Source organism: Eisenbergiella sp. OF01-20, assembly GCF_003478085.1.
GTDB lineage: Bacteria > Bacillota > Clostridia > Lachnospirales > Lachnospiraceae > Eisenbergiella.
The window spans coordinates 232,936-245,398 of record NZ_QUES01000002.1 but is presented as its reverse complement, the minus strand read 5'-3'; the positions used below and the strand labels follow the sequence as shown (position 1 = coordinate 245,398).

At 49.4% G+C, this 12,463-nt stretch carries 11 protein-coding genes; 8 read left to right on the top strand and 3 right to left on the bottom strand.

The window, feature by feature from the left end; genetic code table 11:
* Positions 1 to 65 precede the first annotated feature (65 nt).
* From DXA36_RS04675 to DXA36_RS04655, 5 genes are all read left to right on the top strand, one after another.
* On the top strand, positions 66 to 986 hold the full coding sequence (locus DXA36_RS04675; protein ID WP_118676814.1) for a methionyl-tRNA formyltransferase: 921 nt from the start codon (positions 66 to 68) through the stop codon (positions 984 to 986).
* Positions 983 to 1,732, top strand: coding sequence for a DUF2334 domain-containing protein (locus DXA36_RS04670; RefSeq protein WP_118676812.1), 750 nt, complete (start codon positions 983 to 985; stop codon positions 1,730 to 1,732). Before DXA36_RS04675 ends, DXA36_RS04670 begins: the two co-directional genes overlap by 4 nt.
* 112 nt (positions 1,733 to 1,844) lie before the next feature.
* Positions 1,845 to 2,963: a glycosyltransferase family 1 protein gene (locus tag DXA36_RS04665; protein WP_118676810.1), complete on the top strand. Its 1,119-nt coding sequence runs from the start codon at positions 1,845 to 1,847 to the stop codon at positions 2,961 to 2,963.
* The gene (locus DXA36_RS04660) at positions 2,960 to 4,126 is read left to right on the top strand and encodes a glycosyltransferase (protein ID WP_118676808.1); all 1,167 of its coding nucleotides are present in this window, start codon (positions 2,960 to 2,962) and stop codon (positions 4,124 to 4,126) included. Before DXA36_RS04665 ends, DXA36_RS04660 begins: the two co-directional genes overlap by 4 nt.
* On the top strand, positions 4,119 to 4,553 hold the full coding sequence (locus DXA36_RS04655) for a GNAT family N-acetyltransferase (RefSeq protein ID WP_118676806.1): 435 nt from the start codon (positions 4,119 to 4,121) through the stop codon (positions 4,551 to 4,553). Before DXA36_RS04660 ends, DXA36_RS04655 begins: the two co-directional genes overlap by 8 nt.
* Positions 4,554 to 4,690: 137 nt before the next feature.
* Here DXA36_RS04655 and DXA36_RS04650 read toward each other — a convergent pair whose 3' ends face one another.
* The gene (locus tag DXA36_RS04650; protein WP_118676804.1) at positions 4,691 to 6,421 is read right to left on the bottom strand and encodes an ABC-ATPase domain-containing protein; all 1,731 of its coding nucleotides are present in this window, start codon (positions 6,419 to 6,421) and stop codon (positions 4,691 to 4,693) included.
* Between the two features lie 796 nt (positions 6,422 to 7,217).
* On the opposite strand from DXA36_RS04650, the gene DXA36_RS04645 reads away from it, so the two are divergent.
* Positions 7,218 to 7,805, top strand: coding sequence for a hypothetical protein (locus DXA36_RS04645; RefSeq protein WP_118676802.1), 588 nt, complete (start codon positions 7,218 to 7,220; stop codon positions 7,803 to 7,805).
* A 15-nt stretch (positions 7,806 to 7,820) separates the two neighbouring features.
* Entirely contained in the window at positions 7,821 to 8,048 is a 228-nt protein-coding gene (locus DXA36_RS04640; protein WP_118676800.1) for a helix-turn-helix domain-containing protein, read from the top strand.
* Between the two features lie 162 nt (positions 8,049 to 8,210).
* On the opposite strand, the gene DXA36_RS04635 is transcribed toward DXA36_RS04640, so the two are convergent.
* Both DXA36_RS04635 and DXA36_RS04630 read right to left on the bottom strand, forming a co-directional pair.
* Entirely contained in the window at positions 8,211 to 9,674 is a 1,464-nt protein-coding gene (locus DXA36_RS04635) for a serine hydrolase (protein ID WP_118676798.1), read from the bottom strand.
* Between the two features lie 53 nt (positions 9,675 to 9,727).
* Positions 9,728 to 11,194: an ABC transporter substrate-binding protein gene (locus tag DXA36_RS04630; protein ID WP_118676796.1), complete on the bottom strand. Its 1,467-nt coding sequence runs from the start codon at positions 11,192 to 11,194 to the stop codon at positions 9,728 to 9,730.
* A gap of 337 nt (positions 11,195 to 11,531) precedes the next feature.
* Between DXA36_RS04630 and DXA36_RS04625 the strand changes: the two genes are divergently transcribed.
* Positions 11,532 to 12,461, top strand: coding sequence for an ABC transporter permease (locus DXA36_RS04625; RefSeq protein ID WP_118676794.1), 930 nt, complete (start codon positions 11,532 to 11,534; stop codon positions 12,459 to 12,461).
* Positions 12,462 to 12,463 lie beyond the last annotated feature (2 nt).

The window sequence follows — 12,463 nt, the reverse complement described above, 5'->3', positions numbered from 1 at the left end:
TTGGCCAGCGATACGGGGAAGGATTGGTGTATGGGGATTGGTGGTATGGGAAAGGATGGGAGCATATGAAGATGAAGGTAGTTATTTTCGGCGTGAAGGATACTACGGCGGAAATTGTATCTTATGTGCAGGAAAAGATATGTCCGGTGGATTTGGTGGTGACGATTCATCCGGAGGTCCTTTCTGGAAATCAGGTTTCGGGATATAAAGGTCTGGGTTATCTGACGGAGAGGTATGGCATTCCTGTTTTTGAAACGCATTCTTATGGTCTGAAGGATGAGGAGACGGCTCGTTTTTTTGCGGAAAATGAGTTTGAAATCGGTATTTCCATGGGGTGGCAGAGACTGATTCCCCAGGCGGTGCTGGATCGTTTTCAATATGGTATATTCGGGTTTCACGGAAGCTGCGGTTATCTTCCTTACGGGAGAGGGCGTTCGCCTTTAAACTGGTCCGTGATTAACGGGGATACCCGGTTTGTGCTGAACCTGTTCCAGTATGATGCGGATCCGGACAGTCCGAATGTTTTTGCCAATGAAATGTTTTCTATTACCCCCCATGATACTATCCGGACGCTGCAATATAAGAACATATTGGTGTCCAAACGTCTGATCAGGAGGCTGCTGGAGGCGTTCCGGGAAGGAAATGTGGTGGTTAACCGGCAGTCCGGGGATTTCAGCAGCTGGTATAACAAGCGTACTGCGGAGGACGGAAAAATTGATTTCCGGGGAAAGACCAGGGATATTTATAATCTGGTGAGAGGGGTTACCAGGCCGTTTCCGGGCGCCTTCTGTATGTGCGGGGAGGAACGGGTGACGGTATGGAGTGCCCATCCCTTTGATGAAATGCTGGATTTTTCCGGGTATGCTCCGGGAGAGATCATAGATACCATGGATGGGAAAGTGATCGTGCGTACGGTGGACGGTTCCCTTCTGATTGAGGAATATGAGAGCGGCCGCACGCTGCAGGCGGGGGATAAGCTGGAATGAAAATAGCGATCCGTATGGATGATATCACGGCGGACATGAATTGGGATAATTTTCTTGCCCTGAAGGCGGTGTTTGACAAATATCATTGCCGCCCGCTGATCGGTGTGGTTCCTGATAACCAGGATGAAAACCTGCGGGTTGCGGCTCCCAGAGAGGATTTTTGGGAATATCTGAAGGAGCTTGAGAAGGATGGCTGGGTGATAGCACAGCATGGCTGTAAGCATCAATATACCACCAAAAAGGGAGGCCTTTTCCCCTTGAACCGTTTTTCCGAATATGCAGGGGTGTCTCTGGAAGAGCAGAAACGGTTAATTTCCCATGGAAAAAAAAAGCTGGAAGAAAAAGGGATAACCACGGATATCTTTATGCCCCCCGGGCATACTTTTGATAAAAATACACTAAAGGCTCTGAAGGACTGCGGATTTTCTTTCCTTACCGACGGATTCGGGAAGAAGCCCTACTGCCGGGAAGGACTTACCTTCCTTCCGGTCTCCGCAAGAAAGAAGGGGTGTTTGCGTGATAAGAAGGGCTACACAACATTAGTGATCCATGCAAATGCTATGAAGCCCTCAGAAATCCTGTGGTATGAAAGAATGCTTGCAGAATATCCCGAAAAGTTTATTTCATACAGGGAATTACTGGCTGTCCCGGGAGAAAAACGCAGCCCTGCAGGAAATCTTGCAGAATATATACAGGCAGCCGGAAAACGGATTTTGGTAAAGCTGATGTTATTGTTCAGATCGTGACGTGCACTTGCTGCACAGCATCGGAGCCGGTATCGTGGCGGTTACAGGGCATCCGCCCCCCCGCGGAAAGCGACTTTCATGGGCGGATGCGAAGAAACGGAGGGAATGACCGGTGAAGGAACCCATAAGAGTGCTTCAGGTTCTGGGAGGGACCAGCCTGGGCGGTGCGGAAAGCCGGGTAATGGACAGCTACCGCCATATGGACCGGGACAGGATACAATTCGATTTTTGTGTCCATAGTGAAGAAACCGGTTTTTTTGATGAAGAAATCGAACGGCTGGGGGGGCATGTGTATCGGGTCCCCCGGTTTCGCGTGATGAACTGGCATGCCTACAGAAAGGCATGGAAGGCTTTTTTTGCGGAACATCCGGGATACCGGGCGGTACACGGACATATGACCAGTACGGCGTCGATCTATCTTCCCATTGCCAAAAAATCCGGCGTGCCGCTTACCATTGCCCATGCGAGGAGTGCAGGAGTGGATCCGGGTTTGAAAGGAATGCTAACCCGGATCCTTCGCCGGAATCTGGGTAAAAAAGCGGATCTCTGCCTGACCTGCTCTTACCTGGCGGGAGAAGCGGTTTTTGGGAAAAAGATGGCCCGGGCGGGCCTTGTGCAAACGATACCCAACGCCATAGACGCCTCTGCTTTTGCTTATAATAAAGAGATACGGGAAAGTATGCGGCATCAGCTGCGCATTCCCCCGGATGCATTGGTAATCGGTCATGTGGGGCGTTTCGGACACATGAAAAACCATGATTTCCTTCTGGATGTATTTGGGAGGGTGAATAAAGAACTGCCCGGATCCCGGCTGTTGTTGGTGGGGGAGGGCAGCCTGCTTCCCGCAGTGAAAGAGAAAGCGGCCTCTCAGGGGCTTTTGGATAACGTGATTTTTACGGGAAACCAGGCAAAGGTAAGCGATTACTATCAGGCAATGGATTTCTTTGTATTCCCTTCTATTTTTGAAGGGCTGCCGGGTACCGTAATCGAAGCCCAGGCCAGCGGCCTTAGGTGTCTCATATCGGACAGCGTGACGCCGGAGGTGCTGATTACCGGGCTGGCGCAGGCAATGCCTCTTTCCCTGGGAGCAGACCGTTGGGCGGCGAATATACTGGAACGGAAGGGGTATTCCAGGGAACAAATGGAACAGGCCGTCAAGGATGCAGGATTCGATGTATCGGATCAGGTGAAGATGTTGGAAACAATTTATCTGCAGGAGAAAATCCTATGAAGAAAAAAATAATGCTCTTGGTACCTATGCTGCATCAGGGCGGCTTTGAGAGGGTCTGTGTGGCTACCGCACGGCTGCTGGAGCCTTTTTACGAGATCTATATCGTGATTTTCAGTTCCAGGGATATTGCCTATGATATCAGGGGGCTCCGGGTTATTGATCTGCATATGGGGGCGGCGGACGGAAAGCTTGCGAAAATCCGTAATGTATTCCGGAGGAGCCGTAAAGTCAGGAGACTGAAAAAAGAGCTTGGCATTGATATTGCATACAGCTTCGGACCCACGGCCAATCTGGTGAATGTGTTTTCCCGTTCCGCGGGAAAGACCTGGTGCGGGGTACGCAGCTATATGGACATGGGAAATCCGCGCCTGCTGAAGCTGTTCTGTTCCAGATCGGATAAAATCATCAGCTGCTCCCGGGTTATTGAAGCGGAAATCCGGGAGAAATTTCAGTGCGCCAAAACGGTTACCCTCTATAATCCCTTTGACATCAGGGAAGAACAGGAAAAGGCGGATATGGAAGAAGACCGTATGCCCTTCCGGGACTGCGGCAGCGTGATTGTATCCATGGGACGGCAGGATGATGTGAAGGGCTTCTGGCATCTGCTGAAAAGTTTTTCTCTGGTTCATAAAGAACGGCCGGAGTCCAGGCTGCTCATTGTAGGTGAGGGAGATTTCCAGGAATACTGGAAGCTGGCGGAGGATTTAAAAATTTCGGATGTGGTGAGCTTTCCGGGTATGAAAAAAAATCCCTTTCCCTGGATGAAGCTGGGGAGCATTTACGTAATGACTTCTTTAAATGAAGGATTTCCCAATGTCCTTGTGGAAGCTATGGCTTTGGGAAAACCGGTAATTTCCACGAATTGTATGACCGGCCCGGCCGAAATCCTTATGGAAGATTTCCGGGCTTATGTGGGGAAAGAGGAATATACGGATGGGGACTACGGCATTCTGATTCCCAATCTGGAAACGGAAAAAAATCTGGATGCTTCGGTTATCACGCCGGAGGAAGAACGTCTGGCGCAGCAGATGCTGCGGCTGCTGAATAATCCTCAGCTGTATGAGAAATACCGGAAAGCGGCGCTTAAGAGGGCGGCCGGTTTTTCCAATGAGGCTTATACGGAGAGGATGCGTGAAATGGCGGAGGAGAGCTGCGGTGATTAGAGAAGCACGAAAGACAGACTTACAGGAGCTTCTGGAACTTTACCTGTTCCTTCACGAGAAGGCGCTGCCGGATGACAGGGAACCTTTGGAGACAGCCTGGAAGCAGATTATGGCGGATCCCAGCCACCATATTATTGTGGCGGAAGAAGAGGGAAGGCTCGCCGCTTCCTGCGTCTGTGTGATAGTGCCTAATTTAACGAGGCAGGGAAGGCCTTATGCACTGATAGAAAATGTGGTTACCCACTGCAGTTACCGGAAGAGAGGGCTGGCCTCCGCCTGTCTTGCCTATGCAAAAGACCTGGCGGAAGCTGCCGGCTGTTATAAAATGATGCTTCTTACGGGGGCAAAGGATGGGGAGACCCTCCGTTTTTATGAAAATGCCGGATACAACAGTGCTGACAAGACCGCTTTTATTCAGTGGCTGTAGAGATGTCTGCTCCTATAATCTTTTACATTAGCAGATCCGGAATAATCCCCGGCGTTTGATGGTATTTTGTCAGCTCTTTGCTTCCGAACATATGGGAGCCAATTCTTAATTTAGCTTCATCTTCGTTTCTTTCCCTTTTATAGTTTCAATCCCCGGTACCGGTTAAAGCAGGAAAAGATCTCCTGTCTCCTGGGAACAGCCAGATCCGTGGGAAGGTAAGAGGAATCAGACAGGGCTTCAAGCCCTTTTTTCTCTATAAGAGAAAGCAGGGAATCCACGAGAACCTTCATGCTTGTCTGCCCGTTGAACAAGCTTTTTTCCGCAAGGGCCAGCATGAAAGAAAGGGCGGCGGTCTGTTCGGTATCGGCCAGCTGTTCCAGATACCGCAGGTCAATTGTCTCGTGCCCCAGCTGGATTGTCTCCCTGCCATGCGCCTTATGTTTAAGGCGATCGTCCCTTCGGAGGGCCGGATTATAGCCGGGAGCACGGCGGAAGGAGGGCAGTGCCGGATCCGGAAGAATCTGGGGCATCCCGGCTTCGGGATTTTCCGGATTCCTGTCCGCATAAAGCGCCGCTTCTTTTTTGGCAAAGGCGGTTATATCCCTGGGTACATAGCGATCCATCTGAAGGATGGCATCAGCTATATGAAAATAGGAGCCGGAGCTTCCGGCAACAATAATGGAGGAGATGCCGCAGGTTTCGTAAAGAAAACGGGCCCGTTCAATAAACGGGGTAATTGGCTCTTCCTCCCGGCATACCACCCGCTGCATCAGCTCGTCCCGGATCATGAAATTGGTGGCACAGGTATCTTCATCAATGAGGAAAAGAGAAGTCCCGCTTTCTATTCCCTCGATGACATTTGCGGCCTGGGAGGTGCTTCCGCTGGCATCCTCCGTATAAAAGGCCTTGGTATCTTTGGCATTGGGCAGATTGTTGATAAACATGGAAATATCTGTTTTCTTAATACTTCTTCCATCTTCAGCGCGGATTTTGAGCGCGCTGTCGTCGGTAATGACATATTCCCTGCCGTCTCCTGCAATATGATTATAAACGCCCAGCTCCAGCGCCTCAAGCAAGGTGGATTTGCCGTGGTAACCGCCTCCTACAATGAGGGTAATTCCCTTTTTGATACCCATCCCCGTGAGGGGACCGTGATGAGGGAGTGTAAGTGTGATCTCCATGGAGGCGGGGGAAGTGAAAGGGATCCCGTCTTTCATAGGCTTGTCCGATACGCCGGATTGTCTGGGCAGGATGGCTCCGTTTGCCACAAAGGCACACAAATCCAGATCGGAAAGCCGGGTACGGATATAATGCTGATCCTCAGCCAGATGGATGACCTCCTGCACCCTGGCGGGGGATAGTTTTTTATAAAAACAGACCGTCTGCACACACACAGGCAGGAAATCAAAAAGAATCCGCTCCAGCTGAGAGGCATTGATGGTTCTTCCGTTTGCGGGAAAACCCGCGGCAAGCCGGATGTGAAGACCTCCGTTTTCCGGGTGGATTGTTACCGCCGAACGTTCCAGAATTTCCTGGCCGCACCTGCTGACGCTGATGAGCCCGCTTTTACCGGAACCCTTGGCTTTAAAGGTATATTTTTCGATTTCCTGGTAGAAAAGGCGGTTCAGGTAGTCCTGCAGAGCCACCCGTTTATATCTGGTATCAAAGAGAGAGGCCGGAAAACCTGCTGTCTTTCCGGCTACAAGGATGCTCAGACGGGAAGGGGAAGCAAAGGGATCCCCCTGTACATGGTCGATGGACAGGGTATAGGTTCCAAAGGTATAGCTGCCCTTGAGATCCTTATAAGCGGGGTAGCTTTTATGATCGATGGCACGGAGTGCACGGCGGAGCTCTTCTGCATTTTTCATGGTATATCTATCCTTTCTTCTAAAAATCTGTTATTCAAACTTCGCAGGTGCCAAATGACCGTCCGCCCGCTGCCAGAGCGGTATCCCCGGGACTGAAAAGGATTTTCGCCATTCCGTCAGACCGGACATTCCGATAAGCCCGAGGGCATCAAGCGTGTCAGGTGAGGCTGACACGCTTGATCGGTCTTATCTCCATGGTAAATTACTAAAGTAATTCGAAAGGCACTGGTGAAAATTCCTTTTCAGTCCCGGGGATACCGCTCTGGCAGCGGGCGGACGGTCATTTGGCACCTGCGAAGTCTGAGTCTGTTGTTTTTACTTTATCACAGCTGAGAGGGGAGTGCAAAGGTGAAAAAAATTTGATTGGTATGGGCGGACTTATCCTGTCCCGGGTTCTGTGTATTGACGGGACAGGATAAGGGAGCGGAAACCTGGAGGCCTTTTTATATTTTAAAATATAAAACAACTAGAATGTTTACTGTTAAAAATTTAATGATAATCATTAAATAAATTGTTGTAGAGTTTAAATTTATATGCTATATTGTATCTAAAGGATAATAATGGATGGTAATAAATTCACAGGTAAAACGAGGAAGAAAGAAATAAGAGTAAAATACCATGCCTTGTATTTCATATTAGGATAATTATAACTATGAACAAGAGGAAATAGGGCTGAGAAATTTCTGTTTTATGTATTGAAGATAACAGCGGGAGCAGGTAATTTTGTTATAAAGCCGGGCAGCCGGAAGAACAGGTGGAGTTTGCGGATCAAACACTTTAACAGGGAGGTAGAAGTATGGATATGGAAGGTCTCTATGGATGGCTTAAGCGAAAAGGGAAGAAAACGGAGAAGCTGACCGCTCCCGTTGATTGGAAAAGTGAAAAGGGCAGTTGCGGAGAATCGCCTATTATTTACCGGGAAAAGGAGAAACCAATCCGGCTGACTGTTGGATTTAAAATATTGCTGGGGTTTGCTATTTTTTTATCCGGAGTAATGGTATTGGCTTATTTCCCTGTGTTTACATCCTTGCCGGGAACGGATGTATTTAGTGATATGGAATTGACAGTCAGGTATTACCGGAAGATGTTGTACTGCATAATTTTGTGTTTGTGTTTTCTGATGCTTATTTCCATAGCAATCAGTAAGAGACCGTTTAATTGTGCATTATACCGTCTGGGGATAGCAGTAGGTGTTTTGATGTTTGTTTCCTCTTTTCTGTTCCCGCGGATAAACGGGTATTATACGAATTTTGAAATCCTGGCAAATGGAAGACATTGTATGTTCGATGGGAATTATCTTTTTCCGGGCCTTTTTATCCTTGTCTTTGCACTTTTGATGCGTTATGGTTATAAATACCAGAATAATTCGGATATGACCGTTTAGAAACAGGAGAGATATATGGCGATAATACTAAGGCTGGATCGTGTTATGGCAGACAGGAAGATGTCATTAAATGAGCTGGCGGCTAAGGTTGGAATTTCCAATGTAAATTTGTCTAACCTGAAAACCGGAAAGGTAAAGGCTGTCCGGTTCTCCACGCTGGATGCCATTTGTGATGTACTGGACTGCCAGCCCGGGGATATTTTGGAGTATACTCGATCGGGAAGCGATAATAAGGGAAAATAGGCATTTGGGTTATAGAGGGAATGCACAGGGCGCGGTGCCGGATATCCAAACGCGGGAAAGAACCTTGGACAGCAGCCGAAAAAACGGAAATGAACGGAACGGCAGCCTGCCGGAATCTCTTTGTAAAAAGGGAGCGGCAGGCTGTTTTTATGTGCGGTAAAGCTATTTTCTTATAAAACGGATTTTTTCTTTTGTTGTGGGTTCCATAGCTGCCAAAAAGGCGGTCACGTTTCCTTCCCGGTCGATTTCTGCTTCTGCTTCCAGTTGTACACCGGGAAGCACATGCTCTTCGGTAAACAGGAAATACTGGCTGCGGCAGTGGAAGCCGTGGAGGGTGAGGGTTCCCAGCTCCAGGGCAAGGCCGTTCTCCTCTTCCCGGATAGTGATATCTCCGTAGCCGTTATCTGCATAGGAGCCGCAGATGGCGGAGAGCGGAGCGGGACAGGGGTATTCGCCGGACTGGGATTTCACGGCGTCACGGCTGGTGAGGGCTTCTGCCTGTTTCTGCTTCATGTCGTTATGGAAACTGAGGAAGTTTCCGATCCAGTCCACCGGTTCCAGGCCGAGGGCCTCGTCCAGAAGAAGATAGCGGATTACACGGGCTCCATAAGGATTTTCGGAATTGGTCAGCACGGAGCAGGCGAAATCCTTATCCGGGACAAAACACTGGTCGGCGATGAAACCGTCTATGTGGCCGCCGTGCTGTACCACTTTGGTTCCCCGGTAATTTTCCACGAAAAAGCCCAGTCCGTAAGAGCACATGTCCAGATAACCCTGAAGAGGGGCGGCAATAGGATCGGAAAGGAGCATCTGGGGCGAGAACATCTGGGTACACATTTCCTCGGAGATAATCTGTTTTCCGTTAGCCTTTCCTTTGTTGAGGAAAAGGGCATCCCATTTAGCCAGCTGTGTACTGGTCATGCTGATGGAGCCGGCAGGACACATGGTATAGAGAGGGCAATAGGGGACCTGCCTGTTGCCGGGGATGTCCCCATCTTCAAAGAAACGGTAGCCCCTGGCTCGTCCTTCAAAGGTCTCCAGTTGGGGGGCATCGTAAGAAATGGGGCCCATATCCAGCGGATCAATCAGGTTTTCCTGTACGAATTTCTCCCATGTGGTGCCGCTTGCCCGGCTGATAACAAAACCGGCCAGGGTATACATCATATTCTGATACTGCATTTTATAACGGAACGGTTCGTTGGGCTTCAGAAAACGCAGCATATCGATCATCTGTTTTTCGTTATATTGGGAAAGACGGGGATACCAGGCCAGCTCATGCCGGGGAAGGCCGCAGCGATGGCAGAGCATATCCCGGATGGTCAGATGGGAACCGGCATAGGAATCATACATACCGAATTCCGGAAGCACCGTTACCACCGGATCCTCAAGGTGGATCAGGCCTTTATCGCAGAGCACGGCAATAGCGGCGGCAGTAAAGGATTTGGTACAGGATCCGATGGAATACAGGGTATCCGCATCGGCGGGGATCTGCTTTTCCACATCCTTATAACCGGCATTTACGGTTTCATAGCATCCGTTCTGATAATAAGTGATGCTGACGGAGGGGATTTGATAACGTGTTATCAGTTCTTCCGCTTTCTTTTGGAGTTCCTTTCGGTCTATCATGGCAACCTCGATTCCGCGGCCGCGGCCGCATGCATTTTGACTGATGCGTAAAGTTATTTCCAGCTGCAGTCTTTATAAAGAACGCCGGTTATGGAAGGGGAGTAGTTCAGATCCTTGTTCCAGGCGGTAGTAGTCTGCAGATTATAAAGAGGGACATATGCACAGGCCTCCTGGGTTAAATCCTCAATTTCTTTATAAATGGCAAGGCGTTCTTCTTTATCTGTGGTGGAAGCGCCTTTATCAAACAGCTCCTGGATGTGACTGTCGGAAAAACGTGCCATATTCAGGCCGTTGATATATTCTTCATTGAAGTATGTTTTCAGGAAGTCATAATCCAGGCTCAGGTTCTGCCCCATATCAGCCATGGCAAAATTGCCGGTGATACAGTCGTTTACCAGGCTGTTTCCGTCCATGCTTTCAATGGTGCTGGTGATGCCGATTTCAGCAAGCTCCGCCTGGACAACCTGAACCACCTTTTCAAAATAAGAGCCGCCCATAGTCTTGATGCTTCCGATATCCAGCCCGTCGGGATAGCCGGCCTGTGCCAGAAGCTCCTTTGCTTTTTCGGGATCATATTCGTAGGACATGTGGTCCTCGGTGTAACCGAACATGTAAGAGGTGGCCAGAGTGGATGCCGGGTCAGCTAATCCGTCGGCGGCCACATCAATGATATCCTGGCGGTTTACGGCATAAGCAACCGCCTGACGCAGTTCTTTATTATTGAAAGGTTCCGTTTCCGTATTGAAGATCAGATAGACCACATGATTGGAGGGGCGGGCGGAGGTTTCAAAAGCATCGTTGGCGGAAATCTCCTCCCAGTTGGCGGAAGGGACACCCATTACGTCAATTTCTCCGGCTTCGAAAGCGGTAATGGCTGTGGTATCGTCTGTGATCTGTTCAAAATGAAGGGTTTTGACAGGAGCTTCGCCTCCCCAGTAACCGGGGTATGCTTCCAGAGTCACACTGACATCGGGAATAGCCTCTGCCAGGGAATAGGCTCCGGTTCCGCAGGCATGAAAGCCGAGAAGGCCCTGGTCGTCCATATTTTCTTCTGCAAAGGCTTCACTGATGATACCGATGGATGCGATTTTTTCCATGAGGGGTGAAAACTGGTATTTCAGATGAAGCTCCACCGTGGTATCATCGGGAGCGGTTACGGAGTCTATGGCTTCCACCTTTTCCTGCATATAGGCGTTGTCGAAGCATCTTTCATAGGAATAAACCACATCGCTGGCCTTCAGGGCTTCTCCGTTCTGGAAGGTAACGCCTTCCCGCAGTTTAAAGGTCCAGGTGAGGCCGTCTTCGCTTACGGAATATTCCGTTGCCAGCATGGGAACTTCTTCTGCGCTGTCGTTGAGCCAGTACAGGGGTTCGTAAATCTGCCGGCAAAGGCCCATGTCGGCATTCAGTGACAGGTTGTGGGGATCCACCGTACTAAACGCGTCGCCGATGCGGATATTTAAATCCGTCCTTCCGGCAGACTGTGACGTTTCCGCCCCGTCGGTTGCGGATGCCGCCATACCGTCGGAACCGGTATTGGAACCGGATGCGCCGGAACAGGCGGTAAGTCATAAAGTCCTCCTCGTTTTGTATCCATTTGTTCACGTTAACGTGTAACAAAAAATAAAATGACCAAACATAGTAAATATCTAATATTATACATGAAAACAACCGGATTGCATTTGTAAAAATATCATGAATGCTATGAATAAAAGTTATACCATAGATGGGGCTAATTGTTGACAGATGCCGCATATTGCAATATTATATGACTATGTTACGATAAAGTGTTGAAGTTTGCGTTATGAAAATAATGCATATCCGACATATATTGCTGCGACAGGGGAGAAATGTAGAATGCTGAAGTACATATTAAAAAGGCTGCTCCTTATCATACCGACTCTGCTGGGGGTCCTGTTTATTGTTTTTTCTATTATGAATTTCACGCCGGGAGATCCGGGAAGACAGATACTGGGGATTTCCGCCAAGCAGGAAACGGTGGATGCACTGAATCACGAGCTGGGCTATGATCGTCCTTTTCTGGTGCGGTTTGCTTCCTATATAGGGGATTTAATCCAGGGAGATCTGGGAACCTCTTACCGGACTAGGCAGCCCTTTACCGGTGAATTTTTCACCAAGCTGCCCGTCACTCTGAAGCTGGGTTTCTTTTCCTTTGTGCTGTCCTCCATTGCGGGGATATCCCTTGGGATTCTGTCGGCGGTAAGACAATATTCCTTCGCGGATACCTTCAGCACCATAACGGCAATTCTGCTGGCATCCATCCCCGGCTTTTTTCTGGGAATGGTGCTGATATATGTATTCGGCCTGAAGCTGGGAATCCTGCCGACCCATGGGATCGCGGAATGGAAAAGCTATATCCTGCCGGTTTTGACACTGGCGGCGGGAGGAAGTGCCCAGCTGATGCGGCTTACCCGTACCACCATGTTGGAGGCTATCCGGCAGGATTATATGCGTACGGCAAAGGCGAAGGGATGTACGCCTGTCTGTATGGTATGGAAGCACGCTTTGAAAAATGCCCTTCTTCCGGTTCTTACCGTAATGGGAACCAGCTTCGGCTCCATTTTGGGCGGGGCGGTGATCTGTGAAACGGTTTTTGCCATACCCGGCCTGGGGAATTACATCCTGACAGCCATCCGGAGCAAGGACATTCCGGTAGTTATGTCTTCCACCGTATTCCTGTCCACCTTTTTCTGCCTGGTGATGGTGGTGGTGGATATCCTGTATGCGGTTATTGATCCCCGCATCCGGGAAAAGGTGGTTAAATAAAG